Raw genomic sequence first — 20,587 nt, forward strand, 5'->3', positions numbered from 1 at the left:
ATAAAAACTGTGGAGCGATAAAGGAGATAAGAATATTTATGGCGAATAGAAAAAAATTAAGATAATTTGGAACACTTAAACGGTTAGGGTTATCATGAAAAAATGCAATGAAGAGGGCATATAGAATTGGAGGCAGACTATGGAAAAAGCATTCGCAATCCCAATATCCAGGCGTGACTTCATGAAACTGGCGGGACTTACGGCGGCATCGTCCTTACTTGGTATCAAGGACGATGCCGCAAAGGCAGAGGCTGCTTCGCCAACGATATCTACGATGGATTTCGATAATGCGGAGCTTCCCGTACTCTTTGATGCCGATGTCTGCGTGGTTGGTGGTGGCGTAGCGGGGACTGCGGCTGCTGTTACCGCTGCGCGAAAAGGAGCGAAGGTTGTTCTTGTGGAGCGAGGCATTTCCCTGGGGGGACTGGCCACCTTGGGCTGTGTTTTCCCATGTATGGCTACTTATTGCTATGACAGCGATACGCCCTACATCACGGATCTGAACAAACGCATGGAAAAACAGGGGGTGCCGCCGCTCCTTGGAGTGGATACTGACTCCTATTTCGGTGGTGGCAGAGGACAATATGTGCCTGAATATCTTTCTTTTGTTTATGATGAAATGTGTGAAGAGGCGGGGGTAGATATCCTTTACAACACTTCATTGGTGGGGGCGGTGACTGATGGAGGAAAGATTGTCTCCTGTGTTGTCCAGACCATTGAGGGCCTGGCAAAGATACAGGCAAAGACCTTCGTCGATGGCACGGGAGACGCATTGCTTTCACGGTTTGCGGGCATTCCTGTGGAAAAAGGCTCAGAAAAGACAGGACGCAACCAGCCCATGAGCCTGCGTTTTGAAATGGGCGGCATTGATATGGGCAAGCTCTATCATCAGTTCATTATAAAGGGGGTAAAAGAGAGAGGTCCTTTCGACAAACTGGCAGAAGACACTCTGAGGAAGAAAGGCCGGCCATTCCTTCAGTTCTGGAAGTGGAAACAGAACGAGAAATTCTTCCAGGACGGTGTTGCCCGGGGTGAACTGACCGAGGATGATATTGTGTATATTCAGGCGTTTACGATTACCGGCAAACCCACCGTATTATCCATGAACTGTCCTGAGATGCCGGCACTGAACTTCAGTGCCACGGATACCGCCTCATACAGCAGGGCTGTGACCTTCGGCCGGAAGATGATGCACCGTCTGGCAGGATTCTTCATCAAGAACGTCCCCGGTTTTGAGAAGGCCTATATCAGCCGCGAAGCAAGTATGGTGGGAGTTCGGGAATCATGGCGCATCCGTGGTAAGTATTACATGACAGATAAGGAATATACCGATGCCAGGCATTTCCACGATGCAGTGGCTCGGACGGCGTATCCCATCGATATCCATGATGTGAATCTGGACCTCAGCAAAAAGTTGAAAAAGGGCGAGTATTATGAGATTCCCTATCGTGCCTTGGTGACCAACGAGATTTCCAATCTGCTTGTGGTGGGACGCTGCGCCAGTGGCAGCTTCGCTGCCCAGGCCTCCTTCCGCATCCAGCCAACTTGCATGAGTATGGGAGAAGCGGCTGGCATTGCTGCTGCGTGGGGGATTTCTCACGGAATCGAAGCTAACGCCCTGCGCTGGGAAGATATTCCTGCAGAAGAGCGTAGCTACGTGAGCGAGGGATAATGGGAACGTCCCAATATAAAAGATGGTTTCCTAATGCATTATGAATGGTGAAGCCGTTGAGGAAGATGAACGGAATCTGGGCAAATTCAGCGGCAATTATATTGGGGAAGAGCAGTTGGGCGATGCCATTTGCCGTCATGCGTTCAGCAAATGAAGTATGAATTTCAGAAATATGAGGAAGAAATAAGAGCAAAGGCGTTATAACAAGGCAATTCACAATAAGGAAAATGGTGATTATGATGAACTACAATCGGAAAAGGCGTTGGGGAACTGTTGTTATCGTATTCATAGCGGCTGTTTTGGCGGCAGGCTACGCCATAGGAGATTATTTTGTTGATTATGCCCTGAAGCGCGGCAGCGATGCAGATCCCTTGGCGCCTCCTGCTGCCTGCGTCAATATTCTTGACAAGAGCAGGGAAATGCCGGAAGAGCCGGCGGTGCCAACGGAAGAGTGGCGTATGACCATGCCGGACGGCAGGAATGTAGTGGCAGTAAGCTACAGGCCCGCTCAAGCGGGACACCGCTGGGTTATACTGGCCCATGGCTATGGCAGGGACCACCGTTATGTCCGGGATTATGCCGAGGTTTATCTGAAGCATGGTTATCACGTGCTCTCGCCGGACTTATGCGCTGCCGGGGAAAGTGATGGCCAGTACATTACCATGGGGGTCAAGGAAAGTGAGGAAATTGCCAAATGGGCGGCTAAAGTCAAGGAATCCGATGAGAATGCAGAAATTGTATTGCACGGAATATCTATGGGGGCAGCCACTGTAATGCTGACAGCGGGCAGATACGAAATGCCGGGACTGGCAGCCGTCATAGAGGACTGCGGCTATACCAGCGCCTACGATATGTTTACAAATCAACTGGACGTTATCTTTGGCCTGCCGGAATTCCCCATTATGACATGCGTAGACATTGTAAGTGGCATCAAAACCGGGGTGAAAGTGTCAGACGCTGCCCCCATAAAGGCGGTTCCCGGCATCAAGGTTCCGATTATGTTCATCCATGGGACGGCGGACAAACTGGTGCCGCCTTCTATGATGGATAAGCTGTACAATGCCTGCCCTGCGCCCAAGAGTAAATTTATCGTAGAAGGAGCAGGACATGGGGATGCGATGACAGCGGCAGGAAAAGAGTATTGGGAGGCTGTTTTCAGCTTTTTGGATGACTGCCCGGGGGCGTTATCCATATCAAGGTGAGATAATGACGGACAGAAATAAATGTATGCACTGTGCCATAGCAAAGCCTATTCGTATTGGCAATGATGTGTGGATTGGCGGTAATGTGACGATTATGCCGGGGCTTACTATTGGGAATAACGTGGTTATTGCGGCTGGTGCTGTCGTTACTAAAGATGTGCCGGATAATTCATTGGTGGCTGGAGTACCGGCCAAAAAAGTCCGTGATTTGGAAAATGATATTTTTGAATGATGTGGACATGAACACCCTATAGCAACAAGACAAAGGGGGAATGAATATGCCAAAAATGACAGGAAAACGCTCGTTTTTTTTTTTGCTGACAATTGGTTTTTTGTGCAGTTTGGTTTATGCATCAGTTGCGCAGGCGGCAGAAATCCTCAGAGAGGCAGTTCCTTTAGAACGTAATCATGTGGCCTTGCATTTGGAACGCTATATAGAACAGGATGGGCAGTCGAAAAAACCAATCCTGTTCGTACATGGCGTGACTTTTTCCTCCCATGAGTTCGATGTCAATTATAAAGATTACAGCTTGGCGAGATATTTTGCCAAGCATGGTTATGAAGTATGGTTGCTGGATATTGCAGGATTTGGCCATTCAGAGGCGGTCAAGGATGGTTTTATGCCGGACTCGGATTATGCGGCAGAGGACATAGAAGCGGCTGTGCGCTGCATTTTGGCGCGAAATAACCTTTCCTCCATGGATGTTTTAGGTTGGAGCTGGGGGACTGTGACCAGTGGGCGCTTTGCTGCACGTCACCCGGAACTGGTGCATCGTCTTGTGCTGTATGCTCCTATTTTCGTTGGCATGGGCGAAAAGGTAGTTAAGGAGCCGTTCCATCACAATACATGGGGAAGTGCGGCCTCTGATTTTCAGAGAAAAGCTGATGGAAGCATCGATTTTGATATCGCAGAAGAGCTTCTGGTCAATACCTACATTGCCAATGCTTGGCATTATGACCGGGACAGCAGCCCTAACGGAGGAAGACGGGATTTATTGGTCAGTGATAATGTAAGGCTGATACCTATGGAAAGTATCAATGTTCCTGTGCTGATTATTGCCGGTTCTAAAGACCAATATGCGTCCCCTGCCCTATGCAAAGAAGCATTTGCAATGCTATCCAATAGGGATAAGTCTCAGCTCGTAATTATTGATGGTGGTGGTCATGCTATGGTCATGGAAAGACCATATTACAAGAAGTTTAGGGAAAATGTGCTGAGATTTTTGCAGGCAAATTAAGGAGAATTTTTAGTGAAAGCAGCAATAGTTTATGATTCAGGAACACATACGACTAAAAAAATGAAATCATGGGCAGATGTATTTGTGGCATACTTTCAGCGAAGGATTAAGCGCAACATTGTACCAAGGCTGGGAATTGAAATTGAGCATTTTATTGTGAGCCATGATACAAAGACCGCTGTTCCCTATGACGGAAAGAATGGTGTCAGGGAGATTTTATGCAGGCTTATGGCGCATTATCCGAATGCGACGGTGCTGATGGAGGAAGATTTATTATTAGGTTTTTTAACCGAATATTTCACTGTCACCCTTGAACCGGCTGGGCAAATCGAAATAAGTATTGTGCCTACGGAGTCTATCGCTTGTATTGCTGATATTTACGCTGATTTTTGCCGTATATTGCAAAAAGAGCTTTCTCCCCATAACTATGATTTAATGACAGTCGGTTGTCAACCGGTGAGCTGTGTGGACAATTTGCCATTACTTCCCAAGATGCGCTATCGGCTGCTGGACGAGCACTTTGCCAAAACGGGAGACGGGGGAAGGGAAATGATGCGGGGCACGGCTTCTCTTCAAGTGTCCGTCGATTACTTTTCCGAAGATGATTTCCGACGCAAAATACAGGCGGCTTATTATTATTCGCCGATATTCAAAATTTTGACAGATAATTCCCCAACTTTTGAGGGTAAGCTTCTTACAGGTTTTCTTAAACGGACGGATATATGGCGGGGGGGTGCCGCAGACCATCCTGAGCTGATGAAGGGCAAGAGCATGGAACAACTCCTGAAAGGTAGAAGCTAGTAAGTTATATAGAGTAGGGCAGACGGATGCATTACTCCTCATTCAGCAGCCGTTTAACTGCAAACCAACAGGGGCCTGACTATTATAACGCGGTCAGGCTCCTCTTATTATTTTTAGCAAGCCAGGCAGGATTATAGTCAAAAAAGAAGAATTATTTCAGCAGATAAGAATACGCAGAGAAACAGGTGACAGACAGGGAGGTACAACATGGAAAAATCATTTTCGATTCCGATTTCTCGCCGGGCCTTTATGAAGCTGGTGGGAATGGGAACTGTGGGGGTGCTCGCGGAAACAGCTATGCCGAGCGGCAAAGCTGCAGCAGCTTCGGCAGGAGTGCATGGCGAAGGCCTGCCCATTCTGCTGACCGCTGATGTCTGTGTGGTTGGTGGCGGTGCGGCAGGGACGGCGGCGGCCATCAGTGCCGCACACGCAGGCGTAAAGGTTGTACTGGTCGAGCGGGGGATTTCTCTTGGCGGCCTGGCAACCCAAGGGTGTGTTTTTCCGTGTATGCCTACTTATGCATTTGACAGCGATACGCCTTATATAAAAGAACTGAATAAACGCATAGAGAAAAAGACTGGCTTTTCGCCTGTACCCAATCTCCCCGAAACGGACACACATTATGGTGAGGGGATGGGGGCTTATACACCGGAATTGCTGACAGAAGTCTATGATGAATGGTGCGAGAAAACGGGAGTAACGGTTTTATATGATGCTGCTCTTGTGGGCGCGACTGTAGAAGATGGAACCATCACGGCCTGTGTGGTGCAGACCGTAGAGGGACTGGGGAAAATCCAAGCCAAGACGTTTATTGATGCCACAGGCGATGCCCTGTTGTCGCGATTTGCCGGGGTGCCCACGGAAAAAGGTTCGGAAACAAATGGGCGGAATCAACCCATGAGCCTGCGGTTTGAAATGGGAGGCATAGATGTACCGAAAGTTTATCATTTCTTTCATGATAAACTGAAGGACACCTGGTTAGAAGAAAACTGGTCTAAAAAATTTAAGGAAGATATGAAAAAAGGCCGCGATCCGTTTTGGGAATTTGCCAAATGGAAGAAAACCGAGCAGGTCTTTCGGGAAGGCGTTAAGAAAGGCGAGCTCACGGAAGATGATGTTCTGTATATTCAGGCTTTTTCCGTACAGGGCAAGCCACATACCATGTCCATGAACTGCCCGGAAATGCCGCCGTTGATGTTTTCGGCCACCGATGCTGTTTCACGCAGCAAGGCGGTATCCTTTGGGCGGAAGATGATGCGCCGTTTGGCCGTGTACTTCAAGGGCAATATTCCCGGCTTCGAAAAAGCCTATATCAGCCGTGAAGCCAGTATGGTAGGCGTGCGCGAGTCTTGGCGGATTCGTGGGAAGTACTATATGGAAGCTGATGATTATCTGCAGGCACGTCATTTCCCCGATGCAGTCTGCCGGACGGCATACCCCATTGATATTCATGATGTGAAGTTGGATTTTTTTGAAAAGCTGAAAAAGGGCCAGTATTACGAAATCCCCTATCGTGCGCTGGTGACCAATGAGCTGTCCAATCTGCTGGTGGCAGGACGCTGTGCCAGCGGCAGTTTCGCTGCGCAGGCTTCCTTCCGTATACAGCCCACCTGTATGAGTATGGGAGAGGCAGCCGGTATTGCGGCAGCTTGGGGACTATCGCGGAACATTCCTGTAAATGAAGTTAAATGGGAGGATATACCTGCTGAAAAACGCAGTTATGTAAGCCAATAACACGGCTCATCAAGATTTTTTGCTGTGTAAGGGGAAATATCTTGAGGTCAGAGGTGTTGGCATGGAACCTCTCCGGTATAGCCGCTAAACTGCAGACGGAAGGCCCGGACTATGTATATCTAAAGGCTTTCTTGCAGGAACTGGCGGATAGATGAATAAAATTTTTCTCTTTTCCATCTGAAAAACGGCCTCACAGAATTGCTTATAAGCCCCATCCGGAAGATTTTGCATATAAAGTATCACGTAGATATCTAAAAACGCGTACAGGCAATTCTAGGGGCTATGATTTGAATTTTACTATTTCAGACTGATAAATAAGCATAAAAAAGGTATTTTATGTCCGTTTCGTTAGTCTGAAAATTTTTCCACAATTTAGTGTTGCTAATTGGCGAAAGCCACAGTAAAATATAAAAAGAAACATTTCCACCATCTTTTTCGAATCAACTGATATTACCATAATTATCTGATAACTTAGAGAGGAGGATTCCATGTCTGACACTAATTTGACTATATCAACAAATTCATTATCACAAACGCTTGATGTTCATCAGATTACCCCGGAATATTTCATCCTGCACTATGCTGAATTCATTCGCCGGGTTATTGCCAAGGGAAATCCCTCCGATGATACCATGAGGCATTACTGCAACCAGATTGACTTTTTCATCCGTTGGTGTATATCCCATGAACGCAATCCGTTAGCACTTAATGAGTACCAACTTATCATGTATCGGGAATTTCTCTTAAACAGGCAGTACAAGCCGGACAGCATTCAAGTTATGCTTGTCGCTGTAAAAGCCTTTTATGCTGCCGCAAAGAAAGTCGGTCTTATAAGGATAAACCCAGCTGCTGAGTTAGAAGCACCATCTATCGGCAGCAACAGTGAGGCACTGTTACATTACTATACGCCCCAGCAGATGAATGAAATCGTACATGTTTTTGATGAAGACACAAATCTCTTTACACGGTATCGGAACACGCTTATCTTATACCTAATGGGCGTTGAGGGATTGCGCAACATAGAGGTGCACCGCGCCTGCGTGGAAGATATCAACTGGGATGCCAGGGCTATAATGGTTCGGGGGAAAGGTGCTAAGGGCAGAATGGAGCCCATATATCCATGTGATGAAACCTTTGATATTCTGGAAGAATATCTGCAGGCGATTCCTACTGACCGGAAAATAAAAAAAGACGGCGTTCTCACGCCGCTGATTCTTTCTTCATCTAATAGGAACCTGATGGGGCGCATCTCCCGCAACGGCATCCGCTCCATTATGAATAAGGCTTTGGAAGCCTGCAACTTAAAGCATCCTGGTTTTTCCTGCCATGTATTCCGCCACAGCTGCGGCACCAATTTATATAAGGAAACAAAAGATTTGCGACTGGTTCAGGATACACTCCGCCACCGTGATCCCAAGGTTACCTCCAGATATGCGCATGTTACCGAGCGATTGTCCAAAAGATATACATCCAAGCTCGTTCCGCATGATTAATCACTAAGACACTAAAATAAGGTCTAACGAAACAGTGATATGCTCCCCCTATGAGAGACAGTAAAAAATAAAACTGTCATCATAGGGGGAGCATATCACTTCCAGCGGCAGCCCCGTTAATTTCGCGTTATCTATACCGTAAAACAAATCCAGTCAGTGCCATCGAGTCAAGCTTGTTCACCATTCTATGTTTCTTTCCTACATCTCAGTATCAGCCGCATCACCTGCTCTACGGTATCTGCCATATTCCGTCTGGCAGTTACCGTCTCCATAGCTTCTTGGACTGTAACAGGCTCCCGCAGGATGGGGAAGAAAGCATCTATGCCGTGCTCATTACACAACCTGGCCTCCCGGGTTACGCAACCGGCAAAGGCTATGACCGGCTTATTGTACCTCTGGGCAATTCTGGCTACCCCAATTGGGGCTTTGCCCATAACCGTTTGCCTGTCCAAGCGGCCTTCCCCTGTAATGACAAGGTCAGCCTTAGCTATATGACCTTCGAGATTTATCTCATCCAGCACAATGTCTATGCCCGATTCCAAGGCAGCATCCATGAATGTGCAAAACGCAAATCCCAATCCTCCAGCGGCTCCACAGCCGGGAGTCTGTGGATTGGCACGAGGATATTTTGCCTGTGCTATCTTCGCATATCTCTCCAGCCACTCATCCATCTGCACTATCTCAGCCGCATTGGCTCCCTTTTGTGGAGCAAAGACGGCACTGCATCCATCCTGTCCGCACAGGGGGTTCTTTACATCGCAGGCAATGCGAAAATGACATTCCCTCAGCTCCGGTAACACACGGGCATCATCAATGCTTGCCAATTTCTGTAGCCCTATTGCACCAAAAGGAACAGCTGCACCGTTTTCATCCAGCATATCAAACCCTAGAGCCTGCAACATGCCTATACCGCCATCATTGGTGGCACTGCCGCCAATACCGATAATAAAATTACGACAGCCGCTGCGGATAGCATCCATTATAATTTCCCCCACACCGTAAGTGGTAGTGTACAGGGGCTTCCTTTTGTCTGTCGGAACTAAGGTAAGACCAGCAACAGAAGCCATTTCTATAACGGAGGTTTGGTTTTGTGGTAAAATTCCATAATAAGTGGATACTTTGTTTCCCAACGGCCCGGTAGCTTCCAGATGCTTAATGATGCCCCCCATGCCGCTCACCAGGGCATCCACCGTTCCCTCTCCGCCATCAGCAAGAGGCGAAACATAAACATCTGCCTGAGGGCACGCTTTCATGATGCCCTTTTTTACAGCCTCCCCTGCTTCTGCGGAGCTAAGGCTTCCCTTAAACGAATCAACTGCCACAACAATGTTCATGTACGATACCTCACTTTTCCAACATAGCCTTCCGCTCTTTAGAATGTTCTATGCCTGTACATGATTAACCTGCTAAAAGCGGCTCCACATTTACCTATGCCTCAACTCCCATTCCCCTATGACATAATTTGTAAAGGAAAGCATGTCAACTACCGCCACTTAAAAAAGTGGCGGCTTGTAAGTCGGAGAAGCATAGGTGATAACGGCATCGAAAAATGCCTCCCTAAATCCGCCTACATGGGGGTGGCTGACAGCACCCTTTGACATCTGCGAGAAACAAATATCTCACAGGCTCACGGGGCATGCCCGTTACGCCGAGGTTCAAACGACTTTCGTCTCCCTCGTATTGATTTTAGTCAGTTATGGGTATCGGCTTCTGGAATCTGGGCGTTTCTGTGCCAGAAATCCACATGGTTCCGAGAAACTGTATATTCATGGCTCCAATACGGTCATCATTGGAATTGTAACCGCACTGGCAGCTATACAGATGCCGATGATGGTCACGATTTTTCTTGTGGATTGAACCGCATTTTGGACAACGCTGCGAAGTGTATCGTGCCGATACCTTCAGGACTTCGGAACGATTTTCATGTGCCTTGTAGGTCAGGAATTGTTCCAACTGATAGAAGCTCCAGCTTCGTAAATCATAGTTCTGTTTGGCTGTTTTGGAAAGGTTGCTTTCTTCAAAACTAACGCCAGTCAAGTCTTCGAGCACGAAAAGCGTATCCTTGCCGTATTTCTGTACGAGTGTCTTAGAAATCTGATGGTTTACATCAGACATCCAACGGTTCTCTCGCCCAGAAATAGCTTTAAGTTTACGTTTTGCAGACTTAGTTCCTTTTGACTGGAGCTGGCGGCGGACTTCCTGAAACTTGTGGCGTTTGGCAGCAATCTTTCTGCCAGAAACGAACTCCGTTTTGCCTTGCTCGTCATAGCTGACTGTAAGGAAACGGAGTCCACGGTCAATACCGACGACGTGACGGACGTTTTCTTTCTGGAAATCTTCGACAGTTTTGGTAACGGGAATATGGAGATACCATAAACCTTTGAGTTCTACCAGTTTAGCAGTACCAAGGTCATAGGAACCGTCAAGGAATTCAGCAAAGTGCTCGCCTTCAAATGTGCATTTTGTTCGTTTGTTGAGGGTGTTGATGGACAGAGTTTGCCCGTCATCAACGAAGCTGTAGTCACGGTTGCGAACCAAATCGGCTTGTGGACGGCTGAAAGACACGGGTTTCCAGAGCCATTCCAGCGTTTTGGTGATATATTCCCATTTGCCATCTTCATTCTTGTATCTGTAAGGTTTTTGAAGGAGCTGTTGCCTGACCGTTTTGTATCTGGCAATAGCCGTCTTAATGGAGGACTGAGCCATCTGAGATTTTAACCCAAACGAGCTACGAAGGTCGCTATACAGCTCTTTGTTTAGGCTTTGATAAGCCATATTGAACTGGTTATCGAAGATGTATTGGGATACAAAATTACACGCCTGACGATATTGTTCGGTCATTTGACGAAACAATACTTCTTGTTCAGAAGTAACGTGTATACGAAGTTTTATCGTTTTGGTTAGGTCGAACATTTTTTCACCTGCCTTTCTGAAATGTATATTACTTCATCAAGAAAATTATAATATATTTTTTTGCTGAAAATCTAGTCAATAAGAAAGTGAGGTGAAGCGGGCATTCCTCCCCGACCTTAGAGGTCGGAGTATCCTGCCCGCAATTCGATGAAAATCGGCGGCTGTGCCGCCATCACGGCCTGCGATTGCAGCATCTACTTTGAACTCTACAAGGCCAAGGCGGGGCTTTATCCTCACGACATACAAAACATCTCCAAAGCAAACTACGTGGATTTTGCCTATGTCATGGAGCCATACCTAAAGCCACGCTGGACAGGCATTGACCGCTTGGATATTTATATCGACGGCTTCTCAAGCTTCCTGCGTGACCATGGTGTAACCGACATAACTCTTGCCCCCTGGGACGGTGAGAACAGCCTTGCGGCCACCAAGGAGACTATCAAAAAGCAAATCGACGAAGGCTGGCTTATCCCCTGCCTGACCCTGAAGCACGGCCATCCCTCCATGTGCAATTAACCTTGATGACTGCTCATACAGCTATTTTGTATTATTCTGTCATGATTTTCTTTTTCCTTCCTAAAATCGAAGGTTATTCCATCTTCATTAAATGTTCTCCGAACATGGACAACAAAAAGCCCCCTCCCAAAATGGAAAGAGGGTTGTTTTGCGAGTTTGGGGCTTAACTTAATGACATTGCCGAAAGGGCCGCCTTTTCTATGCGTATGTGTATACTTTCATCTAAATCACAGCTTTTCAAACCAATCCTAGCCGTTGGAAAGCATGGGTAAGTCCATCCTCTGCCACGGCATCCGTCACAAAATCAGCAATGGCCTTTATTTCCTCTCCACCGTTGCCCATCAGTCTCAGAATATCATTTTTATCTTCGAATTTGCTCCTAATATTGATTCTATCATTAGGTCAACTCCCATTCTTACACCATTGATATAAGCAAAAGCCTCTTCCTCTGATTTAAACTCACGTCTGAACATGTAGCCGCTCATTGCTGTTTCTTCTTCTTTTACTTTATGTCTTATATTGCTACATGCATCACTATAGTCATTATACGTCTCTTCATCTACTCCAAACGGACGCGGATACAAGACAACCGATTTCCCTTTGTACTCATAGTTCCACAGACAACCACTTCTCAAACCATAATCCTGATTTAGCAAATATATCTCTGAACCTAAGCATTTTTTATAATCATCACTCTTATCATCCTTCATCACAAACACCTCCACGTTTTCTAGGATGACCTTTATCCTAGTTTCTGAATCGGTTAACACAAACAACACTTATTGTGTTATTAACATCATGGGAAAAATATGGAACATCTAAAACAACTGCGTAGACTTACTTATTCCAACGATTGCGGCCCTGCCTCGTTCGTCTCAATTATTTCTTGGAGATAAGCAAGGGACACAGGGCTGAACCCCGTCTTATCAACGCTAATATTGAAGTATATCCCTTCCTGCTCTCGCCGATAGAATGGTAGTTTATCATGGACATGGCCATGAATGTTGGCGAGATACCCTGTTGGTTCACACGGCCTATGCGTCAGCAGAAATCCGTCCAAAACCATTTGCTTCTCCACAGCTTCCCATCCGCACTCCCGGCTTACCCTCGCTTTTGCGTCATGGTTCCCTAGAATAAGTGTCTTATGTCCGTTCAGCTGTGCCAGAAGCTCTCGGCATGTCCTGATATAAGCTTGCTTGTAACTTTCCCACTTACCTTCCACAAAATGGGCCATCGTGAAGTCTCCAAGATGGAATACCTCATCATCAGGACAAACAACACTATTCCAGTTCGAAATAAGAGTCTGATTCATCTCCCCAATGTGCTTGAAGGGGCGATGGCAATACTCTATGATGTTTTTGTGGTAAAAATGCGTATCCGAAACAAGATATATCATATTGATGCCCTCCAGGTAATCCATTACTTGAGTATTTCTCGAAGCTCGCTAACAACGGAGTTGGCCGTAACAGCGTTATAATACCAGAATCGCTTACGTCCGGCAGCCTGCACTTCAGGACTACGTTCGTCTTTCCAGCCCAACTCTTCACAAACGTCCTCATAACTCTTAAGATGCTTCTCTTGTTCCTCCTGCGGCAAATTACGAATATCCTCGATTTCCTCTATGGCTTCATCCAGTTCCTGACGCCTCTCGCTTTGGTCATCTTCCGTCATACCATGGAAAGTCATTTCTGTCAGGACAGCATGGATACATTCCTGAAGACCAACTCGCCGCAAATTGCCTATGCTGACCTTAAAGCCAAGCATTTCCTCCCAAGGCGTGAAATCGCATGCATAGCCCTCTGGCACTTCAGCATACACACCCTTGTGATACTCTATCAGCTCTTTTTCTGACAGCTGTTGCAGCCTTTTCTCAGGCAAGAGAACCACATTGGGAACTTTATCACGGAATTTATCCAAGTCTAGCCGCCTATACAGAGAAACGTCAACAAACTCTTCCACTTCGTCACCCAATCCATCCCAGGTTCTCATGAAGACCAGCATATCCTCTGAATCCTGACAATGATATTCTGACATCTTCCTTAGAAAAGTTTGCCACAGCCTATATACGTCAGCTCTGTCAGCGGATTCATTTTCGTCTGTTCTGCATTCTTTATCTACTAATTTTTCCATATCCACAAATTTGAGCAATTCCTTTACTGTCATCCAATCTCTGACCAGCTGGGGAGGCTTAACCTCCTGCCATGTGGTTTTCTCAACAAAATCTGCATATTCGTCATCCCAATAGTGGATATTCATGAAATCAACGACCTTTTCCCCCGGGAAAAACTTTTCGCAGTATCGTGGCAACACTCCATTAGGAACTATTCCCACTTTATCTGTCCCCAGACATCTTGCCAGCAATTCCTCCATATCCCCGAGCTTAACCATGATACCGTGCTGCCTCAAGGCGATAAAAAATCTTATTACTTCGCCAGGACGGTGCAAGCCAGCAAGATACAAATAGTACCTTCCCTCCTTGTTTTCACCAAGACGATGACTCACAGAAAAAGTCACATGTGTCGAACTCCCACCACGTATTACTTCCCATGGATGATTGCCATTGAACACCTGCAGCTTTCCATTCTTCCAACTATTGAACTCTTCAGGTGAGTCAAGGGCTATTTCCGTCAAGCCATTATCCCGGCCATCAGCGATTCGCTTGTACAGCTCTACATCGTCTTCAATCTTTTTGCAGTGCGGGAAGTTGTTTGCCTCATAGCCAAGACGGCAATAGGCAAAATATTTAGCTGCGGTCATGTCTTCGATGATAAAATCATCATCGCTGAAGGTCTTTTGCTCTGCCACCAGTTTTTCGAAAATCTTGATTTCCTCTTCTGAAATAATTTTATCGTCCCTGCCTGCCAGGTCATATTTCCGACCTTCTGGAACTATCTTCCAATATTCCTTCCTCGGAATTGTCCCCGTACGGTAATAGTATGGAAGATTATTTTTGATGAAACCATCATACTTACCTGCTATTATCTGCTGCACGGCCTTCCTGCACTGTTCCAGGACCCATTTCAGCAATGGCGTTGTATCTGCACAAATTCCAGACTTATCTTGAGTTATCTCCTCCGGAGATTCTATCAGACCTCTTTCTCCCAGAGCAATGGCCATAAATTTCCCATGTCTAAAAAAATAACACTCGTAGAACTTTATCTCATCAGGATAATAATCGAGCCAGAATTGCTCGTACTCTTCCCTCGAATTTATTTCTTCGTACTCTACTGCATCATCATATGTTCGCCAATCTGTTATATCTCCGCGTTCAGCGGTAAACCACAAGTTGATACGAGTATCTTCTTCATCACGGCTGTTATCAAGTATTTCCAAAACTTGCCCAATTTGCTCTAACAGCAGCCTTTCTCTCCTATAGCATAGCTCGTGGCCGCTTATAGTGCCTGACCTCTCAATTATATGCAATGCAGAATCAACGTCAGGTGCGTATTTTAAGACTTCCTTTTTCCTTTTCATTGCTTCCATCCCCCTCAATTAGACTGCCAGACTTCCTTTGTCAGCAGGTTCGCACAAGATATATGGCCATTTTCCAAAAAGCTGCCTGTATCCATAAGCACTAATTGTCCCTGCCTCAGCCAACATGGCTTGGAGCCAAGATGTAACGCCTGCACAGGAGTATGCCCCAAAACAATAATTTGCGCCCCTTGATGCAGGCTAGGATACTTAGCCAGGTTCCTGCTCCACAACAAGGTTTTTGCCTTCTGATTCTCCAAAGGTTGCTCCGGATTGCAATCTGCGTGCACAAACCAATACTTATGTCCATCCACTTCGACTTCCGCATACAAAGGCATCTTTTCTATCAACCGCAGCCATGCCGTAGTAATTTCTTCCAATCTTCCAGTTGCTTCCATAGCTCTATAGGTTTCCTTACCGCCATTATCTCCCCACAGATATTTAGGCGACTCTATCCGAAAATCAACCAATCCATCCTTGAGGCTCTCATTCCTCAATGCCTCATAAAACATTTGTTCATGATTCCCCCGGAGGAATATCATATTCTTGCTTTCAAAGTGTTCCAGAACCCATTCCATCACTGGTACAGGATTTTCTCCTCTATCCAGATAGTCACCCAAAAACACCATCAAGTCATGTTCCGGGTTGAATCCCACCTTCTGGTATACATTCAAAAATCTTTCCCATTTTCCATGTATATCGCCAAACACTAGAAGTCTTTCAATTTTATCCAACTTTCCACCACCTCACATGCAACACGCTGACGGTGCCATAGCTTAGAACATATTGTCGAATCCTATGATAGTATTGTAGCACGGATTCATCAGCAATGTCGGAATCCGTGCTACATTGCCCTTTATATTCAATGTTTTACATTTTTTCTATGGAGTTTTTGGGGATTTTTGCACTTTTTCAAAGGAGTTCGCTGTTACCACCCATTTTTGAGGTCAAAATAACACCACTCTTTATAATCTGCCCATCTAACAGAACAGTACAAGGATAGAAAAAACAAAAATCCCCATAAGCAGAACTAATCGCTTATGGGGATTACGTCTCCTGCAGGCAGCCCGCTGAACTTTTTTTGAAGGTATCGAAATCGATGTAACGGATTTCTGCATCCTTCCTCGCCAGTAGTGCTGATGAGGTCATGAGATATTTTTCCATTATAGTATAGAAAATTACTGCCAAGCTATCGGGCCAAATCCTCCACATAATCCTGTGCAAACTCAAAGATACCGCGTACTTTCTGCATATCTTCCATCGTCAAATACTTTTCTGTTAGGATTTCAGCCCATATCCGGTTTATTCTTCGTTGAAATACACAAAGTGGATGTCGCACATCCGAAATCTTGCGGCTTTCGATTTCTCTGTCCAAGTCCGCCAACAGTCCGGCAAAAACTTCCCGCAGTATTTCCTTTTCTTCTGTTACCTTGTAGTCCATTGTCTTCCCCCTTTGCTCCTAACCTTACCACAACGAAATGACATTGTCTAATTTCTTAATCTGGCTTCTCAATCACAATCCATTGTTTTGCCCAAACATGGTATACTTATTGTATATATGCAGCACATTCAGGCATCAGTTTTTGCCCTGTGCCTTTATTTTGTGGAAGGACGGTAACTCATTGAAAGTATTAAATTTTTACGGAGGTGCCGGCATCGGCAAGAGCACCATCGCCGCAGATATTTTTTCGAAGCTGAAACGAAAAGGACACAAAACGGAACTGGTTGGTGAATACGCCAAGTGGCTTTGGTACCAGAATGCCACGGATATTGTGCAAGACCAGCTCTATCTGTTTGCCGAACAGGTTCACAGGCTGAAGACCTTGGAACGCTATGGTGTGGAGTATGCGGTGTGCGATTCCCCTCTCCCGCTGAATATTATCTACAACAACACGCCGGATGACCTCTTTGACCAGCTGGTAATGCACGAACATGCAAAATTCGATAATGTGGAATATCTGCTGCGACGCAATGACGAGTTCATCAGTATTGATGGCCGCAAAGAAACCAATCTGGAGCGAGCTAAAGTCAAAGATGATGAAATCAAGACAGTTCTTGATGGAGCTGGTATCAACTATACCATCATATCCCCATGGGAAACCGATAAGGTACTGTTAGATTTGAAAATGAAATGAGGCGTGAAACCAATGAAAATATATTTTGCCGGTTCTATCCGTGGAGGCAGACAAGACGCGGAACTCTACCGTAAAGTTATTGCCGCACTAAAGGATAAGCACCAGGTGCTCACCGAACATGTAGGAGACTTGAGCCTTTCCACTGTTGAAAATAAAGGCGATAAAGCCATCTACGAACAAGACATGGCATGGCTGCGAGAATCTGATTTGGTGGTGGCTGAATGTACTCAGGTATCATTGGGAGTGGGCTATGAGCTGGCTTATGCCGAGGCCCATGGCAAAGAAGTGCATATTTTCTATCGTCCTAAGAAAACCCAGCTTTCTGCTATGCTTTCTGGAAACGAGTATTTCCATATTCATCCATATGACACCGAGGAAGAACTACTGGCACAGGTGCGAGTTTTTTGAAGATGGACAATCTGAGCAAATAGGGATAGTGGCTCAATAGCCTAAACATTACACCGCTACTATTGGCCCCGATTGGCTTCGACTCACTCAATGAACTACTTCAACTATACTCATAGTGTTTTGATTTTAGTTTACTTTAATCAGAAATCATGCAATGCAGGATATAAATAACAAAATGACGAAATGCTGAAAAGGTGCCGATAAGAAACAGGGCTGTTGCTATTGCAACAGCCCTATACGTATGCGTTTTTCCTTTACCTGCGAGCTTCCCCACTCTTGAAGGTGTATATATGTGTTATCACTTCCCCAAGTGACAAAGGCTATTCTACGACTATCCGGAATTGTAAACAATCCTCCAAAAGTAGAAAGTATATTCTAGCCTACTACTAAAGTAGTAGGATTTGGAGCCATCTTTCTTCACTCTAATCACTTATATTGAAGTGGTAAGTTTTGACAAAAAACGGGCATTCCTCCCACTACCTTAAAGGTGGGGGAATCCTGCCTGATTATCGTTGAACTTACTTCAATTTTACTTCAACGCTACTTCAATATCAACTTCAAAACAACTTCAATAACAGTTCTCCCCCGCTTGCTTCCCTAAAACGAGAGGCCGTATGTCTTTCCCCCTTTACTTTTTATGATAACGTTTGTATTTATAAACATTTTGCGATATAATGTTCATAAATAAAAACATTATCATGGAGGGGAATAGATAATGGGCAAGAAAATAGTCCTGACACCGAGCATCCAACGAATCCTTCAGCGTATGGGAGAGCAAATCAAACTGGCCCGCCTACGCCGTAATATATCGATGGAAATAGTTGCCGAGCGTTCCGGTCTGGGCAGAACGACTGTTTGGGCCATCGAAAAAGGCAGCCCGTCCGTTTCCATGGGAGCCTACGCCAAAGTCCTTCATGCGATAGAAGGTATGGATAAAGACTTGCTGCTTATTTGCAAGGACGACGCTAAAGGCCGCTTGATACAAGACTTAAACTTAACTGTTGCACGTAGGGCACCAAAGAGGAAGAAAGATGAGTAATACGACGATATACTGCTACTTGGATGATTACTACCGCGGTCAAATCCACCTTGGGAATTTATATGTACAAAAAGCTCGTGGGAAAGAAGTATATTCCTTTGAATTTACGCCTGATTTTCTGGCGAGTAAGGAACATTTGCTTCTAGACCCGCAGCTGCAAGTTGATATTCCTGGCCGTCAATATGCTGACAATCATATTTTCGGCATGTTTTCTGACTCCTGCCCAGACCGCTGGGGCAGACTTCTCATGAAAAGGCGTGAATCTATCCGGGCAAGAAAAGAAGCCAGAAAACCCTCGGCCCTGCTAGAAAGTGACTTTCTGCTTGGCGTCCACGATGAAAGCCGCATGGGAGCATTACGTTTTCGTCTGGACCCTCATGGTGATTTTCAGGCCAATGATTTTTCCCTAGCAACTCCCCCATGGACGGAACTGCGTCGATTACAAGATGCGTCCCGAAATTTTGAAGATGACAACGGTTTTGACGAAACATGGCTCGCCCTGCTGATGGCTCCCGGTTCTTCACTAGGCGGTGCTCGTCCCAAAGCAACCGTTGCTGACGAAAAGGGCAATTTGTGGATTGCCAAATTCCCATCCAAGCACGACACAGAAAATGCCGGTGCCTGGGAAATGGTAGCTCACGACTTGGCCGAAATGTGTAACTTAAACGTAGCAGAGGCGCAGGCTTTGTCCCTGACCAAGGAAGGCACCACATTTTTGGTAAAACGGTTTGACCGCATAGGAAAAGCTCGAATCCACATGGCTTCTGCTATGACCATGTTGGGCAAAACCGATAGTGATAAAGATGCCTCTTATCTTGATATTGCCGATTGGCTGACAGCACATAGTGCCAATGCTCCTGCTGACCTGAAGGAACTTTGGTGTCGCATCGTGTTCAACATCGCAATTTCAAATACAGACGACCATCTGCGAAATCATGGCTTCCTTTTGCACAAGGACGGCTGGCATCTTTCCCCACTATTCGATGTAAATCCTAATCCCTATGGAAACAATTTATCCTTGGGCATTACCGAAGAAGATAGCACCCTAGATATGGAACTAGCTCTGGAAGTGGCGGAATTCTACCAAATCAAACCAGCAGCTGCCAAGAACATTATCGCCAACATTAAGAGCGTCGTAGCTGAGAACTGGCATATTCTGGCTAAAAAATATGGCCTTTCCCGTACAGCAATGGAGCGAATGAGCCCTGCTTTTGAAGGGAACAGTCTCTAACGTTCCTGCCTCCGCCTAATAAATTTACCATACAGCCCCAACAATAGAAAAGATTTAGCTATTTTGCATAATTAGGCTATCTAAGATTTAACTATTTTGCAATCACCCTCATTTGCAACAACATAAAAAGGAGTAACGCAGATACATGAAAGATTACGAGCAGCAGGATTGCCAGCTTTTCAACACTGGCAGATTCAATGATATTGTCTACGCCTACTTTGTCATGGCCGCTAGACAGGCACAGCTGCCGAATGAGAATGTAGTTCCTCTCTTGGCAGCACTGGAAAATGTGCTAAACAATATGCCAGCCGAAGAAGCTCTGCAAAGATTCAGAGGTGGCATTCAATAACAACTCATCTTTCCCACCACGAAAATGGAGCCGCTCCCTTGAGAATACTGGGGCATCGCGTAAGATATAAAGCCTCTCTTGACAAAAAAGCAATCTGCTGTTTATCCTGTCTATAGACAATGACAACTTCACAATACACTGTAAGAGGATGAGAGTATTCGCAAGTGACGATACCAAGGAACCGCATTATACTATGTTTCATTACAACTGTTTTGGGGAGGCCTATGCAATTATTATATATTTTTATCGGGTTCTTTATTAGCTCATCTGTATTGAAGTAAACACGAAACAAGGAGCATCTTTATGACACTGCGTCATTTCCAAATTTTTCTCTATGTCCACGATGAAGGCGGCATGACCCGAGCCGCCGAAAAACTGCATATTT

At 45.7% G+C, this 20,587-nt stretch carries 20 protein-coding genes; 13 read left to right on the forward strand and 7 right to left on the reverse strand.

From position 1 onward, the window contains the following. Nucleotides 1-139 precede the first annotated feature (139 nt). The 7 genes from DL94_RS0111040 to DL94_RS14740 all read left to right on the forward strand — a co-directional run bounded on the left by DL94_RS0111040 (nt 140) and on the right by DL94_RS14740 (nt 8,140). Nucleotides 140-1,672: an FAD-dependent oxidoreductase gene (locus tag DL94_RS0111040; protein WP_051586425.1), complete on the forward strand. Its 1,533-nt coding sequence runs from the start codon at nt 140-142 to the stop codon at nt 1,670-1,672. A gap of 236 nt (nt 1,673-1,908) precedes the next feature. Then, on the forward strand, nt 1,909-2,874 hold the full coding sequence (locus DL94_RS14725; RefSeq protein WP_051586426.1) for an alpha/beta hydrolase: 966 nt from the start codon (nt 1,909-1,911) through the stop codon (nt 2,872-2,874). Between the two features lie 4 nt (nt 2,875-2,878). Next, nucleotides 2,879-3,106: a DapH/DapD/GlmU-related protein gene (locus tag DL94_RS14730; protein WP_037371807.1), complete on the forward strand. Its 228-nt coding sequence runs from the start codon at nt 2,879-2,881 to the stop codon at nt 3,104-3,106. A 46-nt stretch (nt 3,107-3,152) separates the two neighbouring features. Next, nucleotides 3,153-4,112: an alpha/beta fold hydrolase gene (locus DL94_RS0111060; protein ID WP_231464676.1), complete on the forward strand. Its 960-nt coding sequence runs from the start codon at nt 3,153-3,155 to the stop codon at nt 4,110-4,112. A 12-nt stretch (nt 4,113-4,124) separates the two neighbouring features. Then, nucleotides 4,125-4,913 (forward strand): glutamate-cysteine ligase family protein, encoded by a 789-nt coding sequence (locus tag DL94_RS14735; RefSeq protein ID WP_051586427.1) that lies wholly within the window; start codon nt 4,125-4,127, stop codon nt 4,911-4,913. 207 nt (nt 4,914-5,120) lie between these two features. Beyond that, nucleotides 5,121-6,647: an FAD-dependent oxidoreductase gene (locus DL94_RS0111070; RefSeq protein ID WP_051586428.1), complete on the forward strand. Its 1,527-nt coding sequence runs from the start codon at nt 5,121-5,123 to the stop codon at nt 6,645-6,647. 488 nt (nt 6,648-7,135) lie between these two features. After that, nucleotides 7,136-8,140 carry a tyrosine-type recombinase/integrase gene (locus DL94_RS14740; RefSeq protein WP_051586429.1) on the forward strand — a complete coding sequence of 335 codons (1,005 nt, stop codon included), beginning with the start codon at nt 7,136-7,138 and terminating at the stop codon, nt 8,138-8,140. Nucleotides 8,141-8,325: 185 nt separating this feature from the next. Here the strand turns inward: DL94_RS14740 and DL94_RS0111085 are convergent, their stop codons facing one another. Both DL94_RS0111085 and DL94_RS0111090 read right to left on the reverse strand, forming a co-directional pair. Beyond that, entirely contained in the window at nt 8,326-9,474 is a 1,149-nt protein-coding gene (locus DL94_RS0111085) for a glycerate kinase family protein (protein ID WP_028130211.1), read from the reverse strand. A gap of 352 nt (nt 9,475-9,826) precedes the next feature. After that, nucleotides 9,827-11,053 carry an RNA-guided endonuclease TnpB family protein gene (locus DL94_RS0111090; RefSeq protein WP_028130212.1) on the reverse strand — a complete coding sequence of 409 codons (1,227 nt, stop codon included), beginning with the start codon at nt 11,051-11,053 and terminating at the stop codon, nt 9,827-9,829. Nucleotides 11,054-11,200: 147 nt separating this feature from the next. Between DL94_RS0111090 and DL94_RS14745 the strand changes: the two genes are divergently transcribed. Next, nucleotides 11,201-11,569: a hypothetical protein gene (locus DL94_RS14745; protein ID WP_197020746.1), complete on the forward strand. Its 369-nt coding sequence runs from the start codon at nt 11,201-11,203 to the stop codon at nt 11,567-11,569. Between the two features lie 347 nt (nt 11,570-11,916). Here DL94_RS14745 and DL94_RS0111105 read toward each other — a convergent pair whose 3' ends face one another. The 5 genes from DL94_RS0111105 to DL94_RS0111130 all read right to left on the reverse strand — a co-directional run bounded on the left by DL94_RS0111105 (nt 11,917) and on the right by DL94_RS0111130 (nt 16,481). After that, complete coding sequence (locus DL94_RS0111105; RefSeq protein WP_028130213.1) at nt 11,917-12,279, reverse strand: hypothetical protein; 363 nt, start codon at nt 12,277-12,279, stop codon at nt 11,917-11,919. 131 nt (nt 12,280-12,410) lie between these two features. Next, a complete protein-coding gene (locus tag DL94_RS14750) occupies nt 12,411-12,965 on the reverse strand; it encodes a metallophosphoesterase (protein WP_051586430.1) in 555 nt (184 codons plus the stop codon). A 23-nt stretch (nt 12,966-12,988) separates the two neighbouring features. Further along, on the reverse strand, nt 12,989-15,043 hold the full coding sequence (locus DL94_RS0111115; RefSeq protein ID WP_028130214.1) for a DUF6557 family protein: 2,055 nt from the start codon (nt 15,041-15,043) through the stop codon (nt 12,989-12,991). 14 nt (nt 15,044-15,057) lie between these two features. After that, a complete protein-coding gene (locus DL94_RS0111120; protein ID WP_028130215.1) occupies nt 15,058-15,774 on the reverse strand; it encodes a metallophosphoesterase in 717 nt (238 codons plus the stop codon). Between the two features lie 455 nt (nt 15,775-16,229). Then, on the reverse strand, nt 16,230-16,481 hold the full coding sequence (locus DL94_RS0111130; RefSeq protein WP_028130216.1) for a hypothetical protein: 252 nt from the start codon (nt 16,479-16,481) through the stop codon (nt 16,230-16,232). A 181-nt stretch (nt 16,482-16,662) separates the two neighbouring features. On the opposite strand from DL94_RS0111130, the gene DL94_RS0111135 reads away from it, so the two are divergent. The 5 genes from DL94_RS0111135 to DL94_RS0111155 all read left to right on the forward strand — a co-directional run bounded on the left by DL94_RS0111135 (nt 16,663) and on the right by DL94_RS0111155 (nt 20,202). Then, the gene (locus tag DL94_RS0111135) at nt 16,663-17,175 is read left to right on the forward strand and encodes an AAA family ATPase (protein WP_028130217.1); all 513 of its coding nucleotides are present in this window, start codon (nt 16,663-16,665) and stop codon (nt 17,173-17,175) included. Between the two features lie 12 nt (nt 17,176-17,187). Beyond that, nucleotides 17,188-17,583 carry a nucleoside 2-deoxyribosyltransferase gene (locus DL94_RS0111140; RefSeq protein WP_028130218.1) on the forward strand — a complete coding sequence of 132 codons (396 nt, stop codon included), beginning with the start codon at nt 17,188-17,190 and terminating at the stop codon, nt 17,581-17,583. A gap of 715 nt (nt 17,584-18,298) precedes the next feature. Then, complete coding sequence (locus DL94_RS0111145; RefSeq protein ID WP_014426075.1) at nt 18,299-18,622, forward strand: helix-turn-helix domain-containing protein; 324 nt, start codon at nt 18,299-18,301, stop codon at nt 18,620-18,622. After that, nucleotides 18,615-19,853: a type II toxin-antitoxin system HipA family toxin gene (locus tag DL94_RS0111150; RefSeq protein WP_028130219.1), complete on the forward strand. Its 1,239-nt coding sequence runs from the start codon at nt 18,615-18,617 to the stop codon at nt 19,851-19,853. The genes DL94_RS0111145 and DL94_RS0111150 overlap by 8 nt, the downstream gene beginning before the upstream one ends. A 145-nt stretch (nt 19,854-19,998) precedes the next feature. After that, nucleotides 19,999-20,202, forward strand: a complete 204-nt coding sequence (locus DL94_RS0111155) for a hypothetical protein (RefSeq protein ID WP_028130220.1) — start codon at nt 19,999-20,001, stop codon at nt 20,200-20,202. Nucleotides 20,203-20,587: the final 385 nt, after the last annotated feature.

Origin of the sequence: Selenomonas sp. AE3005 (assembly GCF_000686945.1) — a bacterium.
Classification (GTDB): Bacteria; Bacillota; Negativicutes; order Selenomonadales; family Selenomonadaceae; genus Selenomonas_A.

Bases quoted from the DNA above. Each gene is read 5' to 3' on its own strand.
- DL94_RS0111145 (WP_014426075.1), top strand. From the start codon at position 18,299: ATGGGCAAGAAAATAGTCCTGACACCGAGCATCCAACGAATCCTTCAG.
- DL94_RS14745 (WP_197020746.1), top strand. From the start codon at position 11,201: ATGAAAATCGGCGGCTGTGCCGCCATCACGGCCTGCGATTGCAGCATC.
- DL94_RS0111070 (WP_051586428.1), top strand. From the start codon at position 5,121: ATGGAAAAATCATTTTCGATTCCGATTTCTCGCCGGGCCTTTATGAAG.
- DL94_RS14730 (WP_037371807.1), top strand. From the start codon at position 2,879: ATGACGGACAGAAATAAATGTATGCACTGTGCCATAGCAAAGCCTATT.
- DL94_RS0111130 (WP_028130216.1), bottom strand. From the start codon at position 16,481: ATGGACTACAAGGTAACAGAAGAAAAGGAAATACTGCGGGAAGTTTTT.
- DL94_RS0111140 (WP_028130218.1), top strand. From the start codon at position 17,188: ATGAAAATATATTTTGCCGGTTCTATCCGTGGAGGCAGACAAGACGCG.
- DL94_RS0111060 (WP_231464676.1), top strand. From the start codon at position 3,153: ATGCCAAAAATGACAGGAAAACGCTCGTTTTTTTTTTTGCTGACAATT.
- DL94_RS0111150 (WP_028130219.1), top strand. From the start codon at position 18,615: ATGAGTAATACGACGATATACTGCTACTTGGATGATTACTACCGCGGT.
- DL94_RS0111115 (WP_028130214.1), bottom strand. From the start codon at position 15,043: ATGAAAAGGAAAAAGGAAGTCTTAAAATACGCACCTGACGTTGATTCT.
- DL94_RS14740 (WP_051586429.1), top strand. From the start codon at position 7,136: ATGTCTGACACTAATTTGACTATATCAACAAATTCATTATCACAAACG.
- DL94_RS0111090 (WP_028130212.1), bottom strand. From the start codon at position 11,053: ATGTTCGACCTAACCAAAACGATAAAACTTCGTATACACGTTACTTCT.
- DL94_RS0111085 (WP_028130211.1), bottom strand. From the start codon at position 9,474: ATGAACATTGTTGTGGCAGTTGATTCGTTTAAGGGAAGCCTTAGCTCC.
- DL94_RS14750 (WP_051586430.1), bottom strand. From the start codon at position 12,965: ATGATATATCTTGTTTCGGATACGCATTTTTACCACAAAAACATCATA.
- DL94_RS0111155 (WP_028130220.1), top strand. From the start codon at position 19,999: ATGAAAGATTACGAGCAGCAGGATTGCCAGCTTTTCAACACTGGCAGA.
- DL94_RS0111105 (WP_028130213.1), bottom strand. From the start codon at position 12,279: ATGAAGGATGATAAGAGTGATGATTATAAAAAATGCTTAGGTTCAGAG.
- DL94_RS14725 (WP_051586426.1), top strand. From the start codon at position 1,909: ATGATGAACTACAATCGGAAAAGGCGTTGGGGAACTGTTGTTATCGTA.
- DL94_RS0111040 (WP_051586425.1), top strand. From the start codon at position 140: ATGGAAAAAGCATTCGCAATCCCAATATCCAGGCGTGACTTCATGAAA.